This window comes from Bradyrhizobium sp. CW1, from assembly GCF_023100665.1.
Taxonomy (GTDB): Bacteria; Pseudomonadota; Alphaproteobacteria; order Rhizobiales; family Xanthobacteraceae; genus Bradyrhizobium; species Bradyrhizobium canariense_D.
In genome coordinates, this window is record NZ_CP064684.1 from 1,327,165 (window position 1) to 1,344,285 (window position 17,121).

The 17,121-nt window shown below is 64.8% G+C and carries 15 protein-coding genes; 5 read left to right on the forward strand and 10 right to left on the reverse strand.

Features of this window, described 5'->3' with window-relative positions; genetic code table 11:
• Positions 1–73: 73 nt before the first annotated feature.
• Both IVB54_RS06380 and IVB54_RS06385 read left to right on the forward strand, forming a co-directional pair.
• Positions 74–769 carry a hemolysin III family protein gene (locus IVB54_RS06380; RefSeq protein ID WP_018453680.1) on the forward strand — a complete coding sequence of 232 codons (696 nt, stop codon included), beginning with the start codon at positions 74–76 and terminating at the stop codon, positions 767–769.
• Between the two features lie 56 nt (positions 770–825).
• Entirely contained in the window at positions 826–1,620 is a 795-nt protein-coding gene (locus IVB54_RS06385; protein WP_018453681.1) for an SDR family oxidoreductase, read from the forward strand.
• Between the two features lie 60 nt (positions 1,621–1,680).
• Here the strand turns inward: IVB54_RS06385 and mdlC are convergent, their stop codons facing one another.
• The 4 genes from mdlC to IVB54_RS06405 all read right to left on the reverse strand — a co-directional run bounded on the left by mdlC (position 1,681) and on the right by IVB54_RS06405 (position 6,589).
• Positions 1,681–3,303 carry a benzoylformate decarboxylase gene (gene mdlC, locus IVB54_RS06390; RefSeq protein WP_247296115.1) on the reverse strand — a complete coding sequence of 541 codons (1,623 nt, stop codon included), beginning with the start codon at positions 3,301–3,303 and terminating at the stop codon, positions 1,681–1,683.
• A 138-nt stretch (positions 3,304–3,441) separates the two neighbouring features.
• Positions 3,442–4,290, reverse strand: a complete 849-nt coding sequence (locus IVB54_RS06395) for a MaoC family dehydratase N-terminal domain-containing protein (protein ID WP_018453683.1) — start codon at positions 4,288–4,290, stop codon at positions 3,442–3,444.
• Between the two features lie 15 nt (positions 4,291–4,305).
• Complete coding sequence (locus IVB54_RS06400) at positions 4,306–5,409, reverse strand: CaiB/BaiF CoA-transferase family protein (protein WP_026232572.1); 1,104 nt, start codon at positions 5,407–5,409, stop codon at positions 4,306–4,308.
• Positions 5,410–5,419: 10 nt separating this feature from the next.
• A complete protein-coding gene (locus IVB54_RS06405) occupies positions 5,420–6,589 on the reverse strand; it encodes an acyl-CoA dehydrogenase family protein (RefSeq protein ID WP_018453685.1) in 1,170 nt (389 codons plus the stop codon).
• A gap of 124 nt (positions 6,590–6,713) precedes the next feature.
• Here IVB54_RS06405 and IVB54_RS06410 point away from each other — a divergent pair, with 124 nt between their 5' ends.
• Entirely contained in the window at positions 6,714–7,634 is a 921-nt protein-coding gene (locus tag IVB54_RS06410) for a LysR substrate-binding domain-containing protein (RefSeq protein ID WP_085349559.1), read from the forward strand.
• Between the two features lie 322 nt (positions 7,635–7,956).
• Here IVB54_RS06410 and IVB54_RS06415 read toward each other — a convergent pair whose 3' ends face one another.
• The gene (locus IVB54_RS06415) at positions 7,957–9,231 is read right to left on the reverse strand and encodes a cytochrome P450 (protein ID WP_018453687.1); all 1,275 of its coding nucleotides are present in this window, start codon (positions 9,229–9,231) and stop codon (positions 7,957–7,959) included.
• A 93-nt stretch (positions 9,232–9,324) separates the two neighbouring features.
• The gene (locus IVB54_RS06420; RefSeq protein WP_018453688.1) at positions 9,325–10,590 is read right to left on the reverse strand and encodes a cytochrome P450; all 1,266 of its coding nucleotides are present in this window, start codon (positions 10,588–10,590) and stop codon (positions 9,325–9,327) included.
• A 370-nt stretch (positions 10,591–10,960) separates the two neighbouring features.
• Here IVB54_RS06420 and IVB54_RS06425 point away from each other — a divergent pair, with 370 nt between their 5' ends.
• On the forward strand, positions 10,961–12,115 hold the full coding sequence (locus IVB54_RS06425) for a YjgN family protein (protein WP_039798822.1): 1,155 nt from the start codon (positions 10,961–10,963) through the stop codon (positions 12,113–12,115).
• 3 nt (positions 12,116–12,118) lie between these two features.
• Entirely contained in the window at positions 12,119–13,228 is a 1,110-nt protein-coding gene (locus IVB54_RS06430; protein ID WP_026232574.1) for a M48 family metallopeptidase, read from the forward strand.
• Between the two features lie 18 nt (positions 13,229–13,246).
• Here IVB54_RS06430 and IVB54_RS06435 read toward each other — a convergent pair whose 3' ends face one another.
• The 4 genes from IVB54_RS06435 to IVB54_RS06450 all read right to left on the reverse strand — a co-directional run bounded on the left by IVB54_RS06435 (position 13,247) and on the right by IVB54_RS06450 (position 16,758).
• Positions 13,247–13,456, reverse strand: coding sequence for a hypothetical protein (locus tag IVB54_RS06435; protein WP_026232575.1), 210 nt, complete (start codon positions 13,454–13,456; stop codon positions 13,247–13,249).
• A 78-nt stretch (positions 13,457–13,534) separates the two neighbouring features.
• The gene (gene upp / locus IVB54_RS06440) at positions 13,535–14,164 is read right to left on the reverse strand and encodes a uracil phosphoribosyltransferase (RefSeq protein ID WP_007614501.1); all 630 of its coding nucleotides are present in this window, start codon (positions 14,162–14,164) and stop codon (positions 13,535–13,537) included.
• Between the two features lie 91 nt (positions 14,165–14,255).
• The gene (locus IVB54_RS06445) at positions 14,256–15,494 is read right to left on the reverse strand and encodes a URC4/urg3 family protein (RefSeq protein WP_247296112.1); all 1,239 of its coding nucleotides are present in this window, start codon (positions 15,492–15,494) and stop codon (positions 14,256–14,258) included.
• A gap of 7 nt (positions 15,495–15,501) precedes the next feature.
• Positions 15,502–16,758 carry a GTP cyclohydrolase II gene (locus tag IVB54_RS06450; protein WP_018453693.1) on the reverse strand — a complete coding sequence of 419 codons (1,257 nt, stop codon included), beginning with the start codon at positions 16,756–16,758 and terminating at the stop codon, positions 15,502–15,504.
• Positions 16,759–17,121: the final 363 nt, after the last annotated feature.

Sequence of the window (17,121 nt, forward strand, 5' to 3'; positions counted from 1 at the left end):
ATCAGCCGTTTGAACGACGCGCCGATCCCGAAACACCCATACAAGAGGGTATTAACTCACCTTGCGGATTGCCATGACCGTCTTCCAATTGAAACAGCTCGCATCCTCCTCCGTCCACGCAGCCGCCGACGCGGTCGGCTGGCATTACGACCGCGCCGAGTTGATCGCCGACGGCGTGATCCACGCGATCGGCGTGCTCTGCGGCATCATTGCCGCGACCGTGCTGGTGGTGCTGACGGTGCTCTTTGCCGACGCGACCGACATCGTCGGCGTCTCGATCTACGTCGCCGGCCTGCTTTCGATGCTGGTGTTGTCGGCGACCTATAATCTGTGGCCAGTCTCGCCGGCCAAATGGCTGCTGCGGCGCTTCGACCATTCGGCGATCTATCTCCTGATCGCGGCGACCTACACGCCGTTCATCCTGGAGGTGAAGGACAGTGGGTTCGCGCTGGTGCTGCTCGCCGGCGTCTGGTGCGTGGCGCTCCTCGGCATCGTGCTGAAACTTCTCTACCCCGGCCGGTTCGACCGCGTTGCGGTCGGGATCTACCTAGCGATGGGCTGGAGCGGCATCATGCTCTACGATTCCGTGGTCAAGGCGCTGCCTGCGCTGGTGCTGGGCTTCGTCCTTGCGGGTGGACTGCTCTACAGCTTCGGCGTGATCTTTCATGCCTGGCGGCGGCTGCGCTTCCAGAATGCGATCTGGCACGGCTTTGTCTTGGCCGGCGCGGCGTGCCATTATACCGCGGTGCTCGACCTCGTGTTGAGCTGAGCAAGCTCCGCGAAGCGCAATAAGCCAAAACGGTACAAGACAAGAGGAGACGTCGCATGCAGGTGACCGGCAAGGTCGTGGTCGTCACGGGCGGCGCCAACGGCATCGGCAAGGCGCTGTGCGAAGCCTTTCACAAGGCGGGTGCGGCCAAGGTCGTCGTCGCCGACATGGACGCGGACAACGCGCGGGCGGTCGCGGCCACGGTGGATGGCGCGGCCTTCAAATGCGATGTCGCGCAGGAAAAGGATATTTCCCACGTCATCGAGGAGACCGAGCGTCAGTTCGGCCCGATCGAATTGTTCTGCTCCAATGCCGGCATCGGCGGCGGCTTCGACCCGATGTCGGTCAATGCCGGCGGCGCCTCGGATGAGCCCTGGCAGCGCAGCTGGGCGATCCACGTCATGGCGCATGTCTATGCGGCGCGGCATCTGATCCCGCGCATGAAGGCGCGCGGCGGCGGCTATTTCCTTAACACGATCTCGGCCGCCGGCCTGCTGTCGCAGGTCGGCAGCCCGGCTTACTCCACCACCAAGCATGCCGCGGTCGGCTTTGCCGAAAATCTCGCGATCTCGCACAAGGCGCACAACATCCGTGTCTCGATCCTCTGCCCGCAGGGCGTGGACACCAACATGCTGCGTTCGATCCCCAAAGGCCCGCAATCCGGCGACGGCGACCTCTCGCCCGAGCAGGTCGCCAAGGACGTGCTCGCCGGTCTCGATCAGGAGACGTTCCTGATCCTGCCGCACCCGCAGGTGCTCGGCTACATGCGCAAGAAGACCGAGAATTACGACCGTTGGATCGGCGGCATGGCCAAGATCCAGGCTAAGATGCGGGAAGATTTCGGGACGTAGGAAGGGGCCTGCCACGACCTCCGGTGTCGTCCTGGCTTTCGCCAGGACGACGGTCGGCCCTCAATGCTTCTGCCCGTACAGCACCGGCACCGCCGAATCCACGACCACCTCCACCAGGCTCGTCCCTTCGAATGCCATCCCGCGCTTGAGCGCCTCGCCCAGTTCGGCCGCCTTGCTCACCCGCACCGCATGGCAGCCCATGCCCTCGGCCAGCCGCACGAAATCGATCCCCGGCAACTCGAGTCCCGGCACGTTCCTCACCTGCATCACCTGGCTGAACGAGCGCATCGCGCCGTAGCCGGAATTGTTGATGACGATGATGGTGAGCGGCAGCTTGCGCTGCGCGGCGGTCCACAGCGCCTGGATCGAATACATCGCCGAGCCGTCACCGATCAGGCACACCGTGCGGCTCGTCGGCTTGCCGAGCGCCATGCCGACCGCGGCCGGCAGCGAGTAGCCGAGGCCTCCGCTCGCCATGGTGTAAAAACTGTCCTGGCCGCGCATCGGCATGAACTTTTGCATGGCCGGCCGGTGCGAGGGGATTTCCTCGACCAGCGACGCGCCGTCCGGCATCGCCTGCGACAGCGAATGCAGCAGGAATTCGACCGGCAACGGATCGCCGGCTAGCAGGGCCGGCGGCAGCGTTCGCCCCTTCGGTGCCGCGCGCTTGCTCTCCGGCAAGAGGTCGAGCAGCATTGCGAGCGCCGGCTTCATCGTCGCGATGATGCTGGTGCCGACCGGCGTCACCGCCGCGGCATCCGGGTCATCGGTGATCTGGAAGATCGTCGCGCCGCCGTCGAAGATCGCGGCATGGCCCTCGACGTGGAAGGTGAACACCGGCGCGCCGATCACGACGACGAGGTCGTGCTCGCGCAGCGCGTCCGACAATTGCGCCGGCGAGGCATGCAGGAAACCCGCGAATTGGGGATGACGTTCCGGGAACGAGCAGCGCGCCGAAAACGGGCTGACCCAGACGCTGGCCCTGGCCTTCTCGGCCACGCGCACCATCAGGTCGACCGCGCCGGCGCGATCGACGCCGGGGCCGACGACGAGGGCAGGGTGCTTGGCTGAATTGAATGCGGTGACCAGCGCCTTCATCGCGTCAGCTTCGGGCCCGATCTCGCGGCTGACCTTGCGTGCTTCGATGGGAGCGGCCGCATGCGCCCAGTCGTCGACCGGGATCGAGACGAAGGTCGGCCCGCATGGCGGCTGCATCGCGGTGTAATAGGCGCGCGCGATGGCGGCCGGAACGTCCTCGGGCCGCGCCGGCTCCACGCTGTACTTCACATAAGGCCGCGGGAATTCGGACGCACGCTCGGCATAGAGGAACGCCTGCAAGGGGAGGATCGAGCGTGCCTGCTGGCCCGCGGTGATCACCAGCGGCGTCTGGTTGCGATGCGCGGTATAGATGTTGCCGAGCGCGTTGCCGACGCCGGCGGCCGAATGCAGATTGACGAAGCCGGCATTGCGCGTCGCCTGCGCATAGCCGTCGGCCATGCCGACGGCGGAGGCTTCCTGAAGCGCGAGCACGTAGTCGATGTCGTCGGGCCAGTCGCTCAGGAACGGCAGCTCGGTCGAGCCGGGATTGCCGAATACCTTCTTGATGCCGAAGGAGCGTAGCAGGTCGAGCGTCGCCTGCTTGACGGTGACGGATTTGGTTGTGGCTTTGCCGTTCTTCACCATGGTTGCCGTTCCCTGTTGTCCATCGGCGCTGCTACCTCACCCGTCATTGCGAGCGCAGCGAAGCAATCCAGAATGCCGCCGCGGCGACAGTCTGGATTGCTTCGTCGCTTCGCTCCTCGCAATGACGAGGAGAGACCATCACCACACCGCGGTCCCCTTCATCGTCGGCTGCCCCTCCGCGTTCGCGGTCCACAGCTCCATGCCATCAGCGGTCTCGTTGGCGTTGATGGAGAACTCCGAGCCCTCGAACAGCGGCTGGAGGCCGCGATAGGTGAACTTCTTCGGCGGCTTGCCGCCGCGCAGCTTCGCCGCCATCTCGATGATGAAGGTTGCCTGCAACGGCCCGTGGAAGATCAGGCCCGGATATCCCTCGACCTTGGTGACGTAGTCGCGGTCGTAATGGATGCGGTGGCCGTTGAAGGTCAGCGCGGAATAACGAAACAGCAGCACGGGATCGGAGACATGCGTCTGGCGATGCTGCGCCTTCGGCGGCGGAGGCGGCGCCTTTGCCGGCGCGGACGTCGTCGTCATCTCGCGATAGACGATGTCCTGCCGCTCGCGGATGGCGATGCCGCGCGGCGAGGAGATGCTGTGCTCGACCGAGACGAAGCACAGCGTGCCGGTCGAGCCGGTCTTCACCTGTACGTCCGCGATGCGCGAGCTCCGCGTCGATTCGTCGCCGACGCGCAGCGGCTGCAGGAACTCGATCTCGCCGCCGGCCCACATCCGGCGCGGCAGCGGCACCGGAGGCAGGAAGCCGCCGCGGGTGGGGTGGCCGTCGGGGCCGAGCATCGACATCGGAAACACCGGCTGCGCCAGGCACCAATGCACCGTGAACGGCGCCGCGTCGCCCGGCTTGGGCGCGCCGACCTCCTGGAACAGCGTCGCACGCAGGCCCTTCACGAGCTGCGCGGTGACGGTGTCGGTGGCCTCTTCGCTGCGGCCGATCCATTGCCTGAGATGATCGATGTCGAGCTTCTCGGTCATGACGCCTCGCTCTTGTTATTTCTTGGATTGGGGATTTTCGCCGATCGCCGGTACAGCACCATAGCTGCGCGTCTCGCCGACAATGATCGGCGCCGGCGCGGGATAGCTGACGCGTCCCTGCGGCGTGTCCACCTCGATGCGGCGCAGATGCGGATGCTTGGTGAGGTCCGCCATGGTGTTGACCTCGGCAAAGGCGATGTCGGCCTCGGACAGCCGCTTCAATAGCTCATCGCGCGTCATCTTGCCGAAGGCATCCGCGACCGTCTTGTCGGTGAAGTCGCGGTTGCGCACGCGCTCGACCATGTTGGCCACGCGCGGATCGGCGGGCAGATCGGGCTGGTCCAGCACTTTTGCGCAAAGCGTCTTCCACTCGCGCTCGCTTTGGATCGAAATCAGGATGTCCTTGCCGTCGCTAGACGTGAACACGCCATAGGGCGCGATCGAGGGATGGCGCAGCCCCATGCGCTTGGGCGGATTACCGGCTTCGGAATTGAGCAGCGGCACGGTGCACCAGTCCGCCATCACGTCGAACATAGAGATGCGGATGTCGGCGCCCTTGCCGGTGCGTCCGCGCCCGATCAGCGCCTCCAGGATCGCCGCATGCGCGGTGGCACCGGTCGCGACGTCGACGATGGACATGCCGACGCGCGAGGCGCCGTCGGGATTGCCGGTGATCGAGGCAAGGCCGCTCTCGGCCTGGATCAGGAGATCATAGGCCTTGCGGTGCGCATAGGGGCCGTCGTCGCCATAGCCGGTGATCGTGCATGAAATCAGCCTGGGATAATCCTTCAAGAGCCGCTCCCGCGAAAAGCCGAGCTTGTCCATCGAGCCGGGCTTGAGATTCTGGATCAGCACGTCGGCGCTCGCGATCAGTCGCTCCAGTTCGGCGCAGCCTTCCCTGGTGGCGAGATCGACCACCGCCGATTGCTTGCCGCGGTTGAGCCACACGAAGTAGCTGCTCTGGCCCTTGGCCGCCGCGTCATAGCCGCGGGCAAAATCGCCCTCGGGCCGCTCGATCTTGATGACTTCCGCGCCGGCATCCGCCAGCCGCGACGAGCAGAACGGTGCCGCCACCGCCTGCTCGACCGCAATCACCCTGATCCCGTCAAGTGCTCCCATGATGGCTGCCTCAGTACGAGCGGGGCATGCCGAGGACGTGCTCGGCGATGAAGGACAGCACGAGGTTGGTCGAGATCGGCGCGACCTGATAGAGCCGCGTCTCACGGAATTTGCGCTCGACGTCGTACTCCTCGGCGAAGCCGAAGCCGCCATGGGTCTGGACGCAGGCATTCGCCGCTTCCCACGACGCATCGGCCGCGAGCATCTTGGCCATGTTGGCCTCCGCGCCGCAGTCGAGCCCGGCCTCGTATTTGCGCGTCGCTTCCTTCACCATCAGTTCGGCCGCGCGCATCGCGGCGTAGGCCTTGGCGATCGGGAACTGGATGCCTTGGTTCTGGCCGATCGGCCGGCCGAAAACGCTGCGCTCCTTGGCGTAGCTGGTGGCCTTGGCGATGAACCATTTGGCGTCGCCGACGCATTCGGCAGCAATCAAAATGCGCTCGGCATTCATGCCGGAGAGGATGTAGCGAAAGCCCTTGCCCTCTTCGCCGATCAGATTTTCCGCCGGCACCTTCATGTCGGTAAAGAACACTTCGGTGGTGGCATGGTTCATCATGGTGCGGATCGGGCGGATCTCGAGGCCCTTGTTCTTGGCCTCGCGCATGTCGACGATGAACACCGAAAGTCCATCCGTGCGCTTCTTGACCTGGTCCTTCGGCGTGGTGCGCGCCAGCAGGAGCATCAGGTCGGAATGTTCGGCGCGGCTGGTCCAGATCTTCTGGCCGTTGACGACGTAGCCGGCGTTGCCGTCCTTGCGCGCGAAGGTCTTCAGCGAAGTGGTGTCGGTGCCGCTGGTCGGCTCGGTGACGCCGAAGGCCTGCAGCCGTAATTCGCCGCTCGCGACCTTCGGCAGATATTTTGCCTTCTGCTCGTCATTGCCGTGCCGCAGCACGGTGCCCATCGTGTACATCTGGGCGTGGCAGCCGCCGCCGTTGCAGCCCGCGCGCTGGATCTCTTCGAGGATCGCCGCGGCCGCTGAAAGCTTCAAGCCCGCGCCGCCATATTCCTCGGGGATCAGCACCGAGAGATAGCCGGCCTCGGTCAGCGCGTCGACGAAGGCCTTCGGGTAGGCCATCTCACGGTCGAGCTTGCGCCAGTATTCGCCGGGAAACTGCGCGCAGAGCTTTGCGACGGCTTCGCGGATGTCGGCGTGATCTTCGGTGTGGTGTTCTTCACTCATGGGGTTTCCCGTATGTGCGGCAGTTAAGATAACGCCGGCCGATCCTCTGGCGTTGTGAAAACACTGCCAGCCCCCTATGCTCATTTGCTATAGCGTATGGAGTAGCCTTCCAGGATTGGCAAGCATGGATTTCCGTCAGCTCAGGACCTTCAGTTGCGTGGCGGAGCTCGGCAGCCTCTCCAAGGCGTCCGATACGTTGCGCGTGGCGCAGCCGGCGCTCTCCAGGCAGATCAAGCTCCTGGAACACGAGCTGCGCACGGAATTGTTCACCCGCAACGGCCGCGGCATGGTGCTCACGGATGCCGGCCGCCTCTTGCTGGCGCGCACCTCCGGTATCGTGCGGCAGATCGACCAGATCCGCGACGACATCCAGTCGTCCAAGGGGCCGCCATCGGGCCAGGTCGTGCTCGGCCTGGTCCCGACCGTGAGCTGCGTGCTGTCGGCGCGCTTCGCGCGGCGCTGCGTCGAAAAATTTCCCGGCATTTCGCTGCGCATCGTCGAGAGCTACAGCGGCCATCTCGTCGAATGGCTGCATCGCGGCGAGATGGATCTCGCCATCCTCTACGGCCGCTCCGCCGATCTGCATCTCAACGTGGAGAGCTTGGGGCGCGACAACATCGTCGCGGTTGGTCCGCGCGGTTGTGGCCTCGCGCGCAAGAAGAGCGTCGATGTCGGCTGGCTGCTGCGGCAACGGCTGGTGCTGCCCAGTCATTCCCACGGTCTCCGTGCGCTGATCGAGCATGCGGCGGCCCAGCGCAAGATCAAGCTCAACGTCCAGCTCGAGGCGGATTCGTTCCGCGTGCTCACGAGCCTCGTCGAGGAAGGCCTCGGCTTCGCGCTGCTGCCGCCCTCGTCGGTCCACGGCGAGGTCGCGGACGGGCGGCTGGAAACGGCTGTCGTCTCGAAGCCGATGACGCGCGAACTCATATTCGCCTCTCCGATCGACCGTCCGGTCTCGACGGCCTCGCTTGCCGTCACCGCCCTCCTGCGCGAGGAAGTCGCCGCCTGCCGCAAGGACGGCGTGTGGGACATCAAGTTGAGTTAGATGTGGCGGTGCGGTTTAGGACAGAAGGCCGTATGCGACCCATCGCATGTTGCGCGAGCTGTCATGCCGGAATTTTATAGCTGGGGTGGAGTCGCCCGCTCTCAATCCACCCCCGCGTGTCATTGCCCGCGAAGGTGGGCAAATCCAGTATTCCAGAGCCCGCAGTGCTTGAGCCGAGAAGCCGCGGCATACTGGATGCCCCGCTTGCCGCCTACGCTAAAGCTTCGGCGCCCCTGGACCTCAGCCCGGCGAAGCCTTGGCGTAGCCGGGTCGCGGAGCATGACAGCTGAGGTTGAGAAACACCTGCCGTATAGCGAGCACTCTACCCCGGAATCCTCACCGGCAGCGACTCGTACCCCTTGATGAAGCTCGAATAGATCCGCTTGGGCTCGCCGACTACCTCGATGCGGTCGAAGCGCTTCAGCATCTCTTCCCAGACGATCTTGAGCTGGAGTTCGGCGAGGCGCATGCCGACGCAGCGGTGGATGCCGAAGCCGAAGGAGAGATGGGTCCGCGGCCGCGGGCGGTCGATGATGAACTCGTTCGGCTTTTCGAACATCTCCTCGTCGCGATTGCCGGAGACGTACCACATCACGACGCGGTCGCCCTTCTTGATGTGCTTGCCGCCAACTTCAGTGTCCTGCAGCGCGGTGCGCCGCATATGCGCGAGCGGGGTCTGCCAGCGGATCACTTCGGGCACCATGGAATCGATCAGTTCCGGGTTGGCGCGCAGCCTGTCGTACTGCTCCGGATTCTCGTTCAATGCCAGCACCGAGCCGGTCATGGTGTTGCGCGTGGTGTCGTTGCCGCCGACGATGAGCAGGATGATGTTGCCCATGAGATTATCGGGGTCCATGAAGCGCGTGGCGTCGTTGTGCGCCATCAGCGACAGCAGGTCGTTGCGCGGCGCGGAGTTGACGCGCTCGTTCCAGAGCTTGGACATGTAGGCGTAGCATTCGTCCATCTCGCGGCGGCGCTCTTCGGCCGAGGCCACGATGCCGCTCTTGGGCAGCGCGGTCGCGACATCGGACCAGCGCGTCAGCTTGCGCCGTTCTTCCCAGGGGAAGTCGAACAGGGTGGCTAGCATCTGCGTCGTCAGCTCGATCGAGACGCGCTCGACGAAATTGAAGGTCTCGTTGCGCGGCAGATTGTCGAGCACGGTCTGCGAGCGCTGGCGGATCAGTTTTGCCAGTTCGTCCAGATGCGTCGGCGTGAACATCGGCGACACCGTCTTGCGCTGCGACGAATGACGCGGCTGGTCCATGGCGATGAAGCTCGGCCAGTCATAGCCTTCCGGCACGTCGCGGATCCCGATGCCGCCGAGCGTTGAATCCGAGGAGAACAGGCCGTGATTGGTGTCGACATGCATGATGTCGTTGTACTTCACCACCGACCAATACGGCTCGATCGGCGCATTGGTGCAGTAATGCACCGGCTCTTCCTTGCGCAGCCGCTCGAACCACGGCCACAGGGTGTCGTCCTGGAACAGCCTGGGCGCGCCCGGGTGGAATTGCGCCAGCGGCGTCGCATAGGCCTCCTCGCGCGCCCTGCGCATGCGTTCGGCCTTGTCCACTTGAACCGGCGCTTGGATGTTCATGGTGGTTTGCTCCAGTTGCTTTCTTGACCTCTCCCGCGTGCGGGAGAGGGGGCACAGCTTCCTTGTGGACGTGTCGAACTCATCTTTGCGAATCTAAGCCGCGATCTTCACCGGCAAGGTTTCAAGACCCTTCACGAAACTCGAATAGACCCGCTTGGGTTCGCCGACCACCTCGATATGGTCGAATCGCTTGAGGATCTCTTCCCAGATAATCTTGAGCTGGAGTTCGGCAAGCCGCAAGCCGACGCAGCGGTGGATGCCGAAGCCGAACGAGAGATGCGTGCGCGGCCGCGCGCGGTCAATGATGAATTCGTAAGGCTTTTCGATCGCATCGGCGTCGCGGTTGCCCGAGACGTACCACATCACGACCTTGTCACCTTTCTTGATCTGCTTGCCGCGGAACTCGAAGTCCGCAAGCGCTGTGCGCCGCATATGGGCCAGCGGCGTCTGCCAGCGGATCACTTCCGGCACGAAGCTGTCGAGAAGCGCTGGGTTTTCGCGCAGCTTGCGATATTGCTCCGGGTGCTGGCTCAGCGCGTGGAGCGAGCCCGACATGGTGTTGCGGGTGGTGTCGTTGCCGCCGACGATCAGAAGGATGAGATTGCCGAGGAAGTTCTTCGCGTCCATGTCGCGCGTCGCGGCGCCATGCGCCATCATCGACAACAGGTCGCTCTTCGGCGGCTGTTCGATGCGTTCCTTCCACAGTCGCGTGAAATAGCCCGCGCATTCCGTCAGCTCGGCCTGACGCTCGTCTTCGGTGGCGACGAGGCCGTCGGGGCCGGGAATGGTGGTCGCGATGTCCGACCAGCGCGTCAGCTTGCGGCGATCCTCCCAGGGAAAGTCGAACAGCACCGCGAGCATCTGCGTGGTGAGCTCGATCGAGACATGGTCGACCCAGTCGAACACCTCGCCGCGGGGCAGATTGTCCAGGCACTCGGCCGAGCGCTGGCGGATGCTGAGCGCGAGATTGTCCAGATGCGTCGGCGTGAACATCGGCGCCACGGTCTTGCGCTGCGCCGCATGGCGCGGCGGGTCCATCGAGATGAAGCTCTCGCGGCGCAGTTCCGGATCGATGTCGCGGATGGTGATGCCGCCGAGCGAGGAGGCCGAGGAGAATACCGAATGATTGGTCTCGATCTCCATGATGTCGTTGTAGCGCGTCACCGACCAATACGGCCCGAACATCGAGTCCTTGCAATAGTGCACGGGATCTTCGCGGCGCAGGCGATCGAAATAGGGCCAGAACGTATCGGTCCTGAACAGCTCTGGGTCGCCCGGATCGAACTGCTCCAGCGGCAGTGACGTAGCGCGTGCGCGTAACGCGTCGAGCTTCGCCGCGTTTTCGATGGTCCCATGCATGACCGCTCTCCCTGACATCAACCGCGCGTTCTCGTTGAATTCTGCGCTGCGGTATTTGATTTGCAATTACAGCCGGTTGTCTGCGCCGGAGCAAGGGCGAGTTTTGCCACATGGGTGTGATGTAGCCCGGATGGAGCGGAGCGAAATCCGGGATTCGGTCCGCCACTGCCGCTGTCCCGGATTGCACTGCGCTCCATCCGGACTACGAGGCCATTGATCCAACAACGTGATCTCGCGCACGCCCTCGGCCGTGGAATCGTGCCAGAAATCGACCGGAATCGAGCTAAATCGAACCCGCCCATCTTGGGGATCGACTAATCTCTGATCTATAAGTTTGATCGAACCAGATCCGCACCCCGAGGTTGCCGCCGTGAACGACATGCAATGGGCCCCCATCGGCTCCGAACCCTTACCCCCGCCGCTGCCGCCCACGCGGGTCGATTTCACCGGCAACCGTACCGAGTTTCGCAAATTGGTCACCAAGGGTGCCCTGCTCGAGCTCGTCACCTTCGGCTTCTACCGGTTCTGGCTCGTCACCGACATCCGCCGTCATCTGTGGGCGAACACCGCGGTTGATGGCGACGCCGCCGAATATACCGGGCGGGCCAAGGAGCTGCTGGTCGGCTTCCTGTTCGCGCTCGCGATCCTGGTGCCGATCTACCTCGCTTACTTCCTTGTCGGTATCGAGTTCGAACGCTGGCAGGGCTTTGCCTCGACGCCGCTGTTCATCAGCTTCTACGCCTTTGGTCAGTTTGCGATCTTTCGCGCGCGGCGCTATCGCCTGACGCGCACGGTCTGGCGCGGCGTGCGGTTCTGGATGGACGGATCGGGCTGGGCCTATTCGTTCCGCGCCATGCTGTGGGGCTTGCTCGTGTTCCTGACGCTCGGGCTCGCATTGCCGTGGCGCGAGGCCTCGCTCGAACGCTACAAGATGCGGCACACCCATTACGGCGATTTACGCGGCGATTTCGAAGGCGACGGCTGGACATTCTTCAAGCGCGGCTGGTGGCTGTGGCTGCTGAGCCCGATCGCGATGGTGATCTTCCCGCTCGCGCCGTTCTTCTATGCCGAGTTCAAGGCGCGCGAGTGGCGCTGGTGGCTCGACGGTATCCGCATCGGCGACGTCAGCGTGTCCTCGCAATTGCCGCACAACGCATTCTACGCGTTGTACTGGAAAGTGATCGGCTGGTGGATGCTGCTCTCGGCCATCTTCGCCGCCTATATCGGCGGAGCGACCATGCTCGTCGTCAAGCTGAGCGGTCTTTCGGTCGAGCAGGCGTTGGTGCGGGGCAATGCCGCCAAGAGCATCCCGACGCTGGTGATGATGGTGATCGGCTACTTCGCACTCGCTCTCGCCCTCAACATCGTCATGCGGGTCTATCTCCAGCGCGATCTCTGGGCCAAGGTGCTGGAAACTGTCGAGGTGCACAACATCGGAGCCGCGGCGGATGTGCGCGGCAGCGCCGAGCTCGCCAGCGCGCTCGGCGAAGGCTTTGCCGATGGACTCGATGTCGCGGGATTCTGAGCTGTGAGTGAGTTGTCCACAGAGGTCCCGGCGCAATCCGCAAAGCCGACGATCTTCTTCGACGGCGTGTCGAGCCGCAGGCGGCAGGTGGCGCTGACGCTCGGTGACGCGCTCGAGATCCTCGAAGAGGGTGCGACGCCCGTTCGCTGGGCCTATGCCGACATCCGCCGCGCCGATAGCCCGCCCGGCATCTTGCGGCTCGCCTGCGCTTCCGCTCCGCCGCTGGCCCGGCTGGAAATCCGCGACGCTCTGCTCGCGTCAGACGTGACCGCGCGCTGCATGCGGCTCGACGAGCACCAGACCTCGCGCCGCGGGGTCGCAAAAATCGTCGGCTGGTCGATGGCTGCCGCCGTCTCCATTGTCTGCGTCGTGCTGTTCGGCGTGCCGCTCGCTGCCGACCGCCTCGCGCCGCTGGTGCCGAAACCGATCGAGCGGCGCATTGGAGATGCGGCGGAGGTTCAGGTGAAGACGATCTTCGGGCGCAGCGAGTGCCAGGATGGGGCGGGGAAAGCCGCCTTCGTCAAGCTCGTCAATCGGCTGCGCGATGCCGCCGGCCTCGACGACGATTCCATGACCGCGGGCGTGCTGCCGACCCCGGTGCCGAACGCGTTCGCGCTGCCGGGCGGCAAGGTGTTCGTGCTGAAGGGCCTGCTCGACAAGGCCGAAAATGCCGACGAGATCGCCGGCATCCTCGCCCACGAGCTCGGTCATCTCAAGCATTACGACAACATGCGCGGCCTGATCTACAACGGCGGCACCTCGTTCCTGATCGGCCTGTTGTTCGGCGACGTCACTGGCTCGAGCGCCGTGATCTTCGCCTCGCGCAGCGTGGTTGAGGCTTCCTATTCGCGCGAGGCCGAGACCGCTGCGGATACGTTTGCCATCGAGATCATGCACAAGCTCGGCCGTTCGCCTAAGCCTGCAGCCGAATTGATGTTCCGCATCACCGGCAAGGAAGGCGGCGGCCTCACGTCGATCCTGGCGAGCCATCCGCTGACCGAGGACCGCCTCGCGCGCATGACGAAAGAAGACCGCCCCGCCAGCGGCCCGCCGCTGCTCACGGATGCGGAGTGGCAGGCGCTGAAGGGGATCTGCGGCAGCGGCAAGGTGTGACGGCCCGCCCTCAGCGCATCACTTCGCGGGCGCAGCAGGTGGATTCGATCCGGTGGTGACGCTCGGCGCGTTGTTCGGATTGGAGGTCGTGGTCTGCGGGCCGACGTCGCGTCCATTGTAGAAGAAGACGGCAGCGACCACGGCGATCACGAAGATCGCGCCGATCGCCCAGCCCACCGGGCTGTTGCGGCGTGCTCTGTCTGCCCTGCGGTCATCCTGATAGGTCATCGTGCTCTCCATCGTAGAGCAGGAAAACCTTGCGCGAGCGAACCTGTTCCTAACGTGACGCGGTTTGCAAGCCGGCGCCTATCTCGTCCCGTAGGCGCGGTCGCCGGCGTCGCCGAGGCCCGGCAGGATAAAGCCGTTCTCGTCGAGACCTTCATCGACTGCGGCCGTCCAGATCGGCACGTCAGGATGCAGTCCGCGCAGCCGTTCGAGCCCTTCGGGGGCGGCGATCAGGCAGGCGAGGCGAATATCCTTGGCGCCGCGCTCCTTCAGCCGGTCGATTGCGGCCACAGCCGTGTTGGCGGTCGCAACCACGGGCGTCACCACGATCGCCAGGCGCTCGCTGAGATCGGACGGCGATTTGAAGAAGTACTCGACCGCGGCAAAGCTGTGCGGCTCGCGGTAGAGGCCAATATGGGCGACGCGCGCGGTCGGCACCAAATCCATCATGCCGTCGACGAAAGTGGTGCCGGCGCGCAGCATCGGCACGAACACCAGCTTCTTGCCCGCGATCTTGGCCGAATGCATCGTCGCCAGCGGCGTTTCGATAACGGTATCGGCGAGCGGCAGGTCGCGCGTCACCTCGTAGCACAGCAGCATGCCGATCTCCTTGATCAGCTCCCGAAACGATTTGGTCGAGATCGATTTGTCCCGCACCAGGGTCAGCTTGTGCTGCACCAACGGATGATCGACGATCGTGACGCCTTGCATGATCGGATGCCTTTCTTCCTTCTCCCCTTGTGGGAGAAGGTGGCGCGAAGCGCCGGATGAAGGATCTGTTTCCGCGAACTCGAACGAGAGACTAGAACACCGTACCGTCGCTGATCACCTTGAGCGGCGGCGAACCATCGGGCCGGCGCGCGAAGGCGATGGCGCGGCCCGCGGCCCAGGTGCCGCCTTCGAGAATGCTGGCGAGCGGCAATGTCTCAGGAGTGCGCCCGAGTTTGGCGCGGACCAGTTCGGCGAGCCGGTCCAGCAGCGCCACGGTCAGCGCGCGCCACTCGACGACGAGCAGGGAATCCACCGCATGCGCGCGCTCGGCATCGGCGGCGTCGCGCAGGCGCAGCACCTCGTGATCGACGAACAGCCCGCCATTGCGATATTCGGCAAGCCCGGTCAGGCCGTCGATGTCGGTGACGTCGAATCCGGCGCGCTGCAGCGGCTCGATCAACGAATAGCTCAGCCATTGCGACAGCTTGTGCAGGGGCACAAGGCCCGCGGTAGCGTCATCGGCCTTGATCGCCGGGTGGCGCCAGCAATCGCCGAGCGGAATCCCGGCAAGCTCCAGCCGCGACGGCCAGATCGGTCCGAGCTGATTCAGCACCGCCGAGAGAATCGCGGGCGCGGGAACCGCGCCGCCCTTCGCCTGCGCCGCGATGTGATCGAACAGCCCGCCCGGCCGCGGGGTGTCGTGCGCGCCGAACACGTCCGCCCGCTCCGCCACCAGCTTGCCCAAGCGGCGCAGCAGATCGGTCCGCCCCTCGACCCCGAGCAGCGGATTGGCATCGCTCACCTGAAAGGCCGAAGTGAGCGCGGCGAGTGGCAGTCGCGCGAGCACGTCGGCATCGGTCCTGAAGGGCGCGCGGGGATCGTGGGAAAAAAGGCCGCTTGCGAACATGTCGAGGCTCGCAATCGCGAGTCCCTCGGATCGGCCGATGCTCTGTCCCGTCACCGCGTCGCGGTATCGCCACGCGGCACCCGCGCCGGCGTCGAGCAGCACGCTGACGATGGCAAGGTCGAACTCCGCGCGCGCCCGTGCCGCGCGGTCGGGCCATGACGTCGCGTCCGCGAGCCGCGCCCAACGGTCGACGCCATCAAGCACGAAATGCCGCCAGCGCGCATGGAACGGAATCTCCAGCGTCGGATAGGCCTCGCGCGTCACGGCGAGAACGGCGTCGGCAACGCCATCCATGCGATCGAGATCGATGGTGAAATGCGTCAGCCCGCCGTTCAGACCGATCCCAAACATCTCGCCGGCACGCGCGCGAACCGCTGCTGCGCTAAGCAGCGAACGGGCCTGCAATTCCAAAGCGTCTGCCATCAATCGATCAGTATTTTTCCAGCGAACGCCCGACCACGCCGTCGACGTCCTTCTCCGGCGCAATGTCGGTGGAGTAATAGCCGGCGGCCTTCTTCGCGGCGATCTCGACATAGGCGTCGGCGGGAATGAGCTCGGGCGGGATCGGCACGCGCTCGACGATGTCGATGCCCTGCGAGGTCAAAGCGTCATGCTTCATGTCGCTCATCGAGAGGAAGCGGTCGATGCGCTTCAGGCCCAGCCAGTGGATGGTGTCGGGCATCAATTGCTGGAAGCGCGCGTCCTGGACGCCGGCGACGCATTCGGTGCGCTCGAAATAGGCGGCGGCCGCATCGCCGTCCTCCTGGCGCTTGCGCGCATTGTAGACCAGGAACTTCGTGACCTCGCCGAGCGCGCGGCCTTCCTTGCGGTTGTAGATCACGAGCCCGAGTCCGCCCTCCTGCGCGCCGCGCGCGGATTCCTCGATGCCGTGAATGAGGTAGGGCCGGCAGGTGCAGATATCGGAGCCGAACACGTCGGAGCCGTTGCACTCGTCATGCACGCGGCAGGTGATCTTGGTGCGATGGTCCGGCAGCTTGGTGACGTCGCCGAACATGTAGACGGTGGTGCCGCCGATCGGCGGCAGAAACACCTTCATGTCCGGCCGGGTCACGAGCTCAGGGAACATGCCGGCGGTCTGCTCGAACAGCGTGCGCCGCAGCTCGGTCTCGTTGGTCGCAAAGCGCTCCGCAAGGCCTGGCAGATACCAGACCGGATCAATCGCGATCTTCACCACCGACACGCTGCCATTGGCGTGCACGACGTCGCCGTCGGCGCGCAGGCGCTTGGCGGCGAGCGCCTCGCGGATCTCCGGCAGGTCCAGCCGCGCGCGCGTCACCGCGATGCTCGGCCTGATGTCGATGCCCTCGGCGATGTCCTTGCCGAAATTCTCGGCGACGAGATGCCCCCAGGGATCGAGCGCGACGATCTTGGCGGGATCGCTCCATTGCGGGAACGGCCCGATGGTCGCCGCGGGAAACGTGTTGGTGAGGTCGGGCCTACGAATCGGATCGAGCGCGCCGGCGGACACCGCGAGCGCGCGGTACATCGCATAGGAGCCGCCATGGCTGCCGATCACGTTGCGATCTCCCGCGCGCGACACCGTGCCGATGATCGGACCGCGGGTGCGTGCGTCGGCGGCGCCCCAGTGGATCGGGAAGGCGGCTGTCCTGCCCGGCTCCGGATGGGAGGTGAGGCGGATGTGGTCGGTACGGTTCGCGCGGCTCATGACCAAACTCCTAAAAAGCCAACGGCCCGCCGCTCGGACGGGCCTTGGCTCGTCGCGCTGCCGATGCGGAACACCGGCGGCGCGAGCTCAATCCAACATATTGTAGCGGGCAGTCGCGACAGACAAGTTAATCGTGCTGCGCGGGGGCGGGGCGGTTCGCGGCCAAATTCCTGTCGTCCCGCGACCCGGCAGCGCTTGCCCGAGTCCCACGCTACCGCACTGGCGGAGCTCTCCGCCACCGCAGTAAGATGATGAAGTAATTATGGTTTTCACGTTTTCAAGAGGCGCCACACGGTTGGCGTGCCGGGCGTCGAGTTTCCGGACAAAACGTGTCATCAAACCAAAACGTACAGATCGCCTTTG

Bases quoted from the DNA above. Each gene is read 5' to 3' on its own strand.
- IVB54_RS06410 (WP_085349559.1), top strand. From the start codon at position 6,714: ATGGATTTCCGTCAGCTCAGGACCTTCAGTTGCGTGGCGGAGCTCGGC.
- IVB54_RS06420 (WP_018453688.1), bottom strand. From the start codon at position 10,590: ATGCATGGGACCATCGAAAACGCGGCGAAGCTCGACGCGTTACGCGCA.
- IVB54_RS06395 (WP_018453683.1), bottom strand. From the start codon at position 4,290: ATGACCGAGAAGCTCGACATCGATCATCTCAGGCAATGGATCGGCCGC.
- IVB54_RS06450 (WP_018453693.1), bottom strand. From the start codon at position 16,758: ATGAGCCGCGCGAACCGTACCGACCACATCCGCCTCACCTCCCATCCG.
- IVB54_RS06400 (WP_026232572.1), bottom strand. From the start codon at position 5,409: ATGGGAGCACTTGACGGGATCAGGGTGATTGCGGTCGAGCAGGCGGTG.
- IVB54_RS06415 (WP_018453687.1), bottom strand. From the start codon at position 9,231: ATGAACATCCAAGCGCCGGTTCAAGTGGACAAGGCCGAACGCATGCGC.
- upp (WP_007614501.1), bottom strand. From the start codon at position 14,164: ATGCAAGGCGTCACGATCGTCGATCATCCGTTGGTGCAGCACAAGCTG.
- IVB54_RS06435 (WP_026232575.1), bottom strand. From the start codon at position 13,456: ATGACCTATCAGGATGACCGCAGGGCAGACAGAGCACGCCGCAACAGC.
- IVB54_RS06405 (WP_018453685.1), bottom strand. From the start codon at position 6,589: ATGAGTGAAGAACACCACACCGAAGATCACGCCGACATCCGCGAAGCC.
- mdlC (WP_247296115.1), bottom strand. From the start codon at position 3,303: ATGGTGAAGAACGGCAAAGCCACAACCAAATCCGTCACCGTCAAGCAG.
- IVB54_RS06385 (WP_018453681.1), top strand. From the start codon at position 826: ATGCAGGTGACCGGCAAGGTCGTGGTCGTCACGGGCGGCGCCAACGGC.
- IVB54_RS06445 (WP_247296112.1), bottom strand. From the start codon at position 15,494: ATGGCAGACGCTTTGGAATTGCAGGCCCGTTCGCTGCTTAGCGCAGCA.
- IVB54_RS06380 (WP_018453680.1), top strand. From the start codon at position 74: ATGACCGTCTTCCAATTGAAACAGCTCGCATCCTCCTCCGTCCACGCA.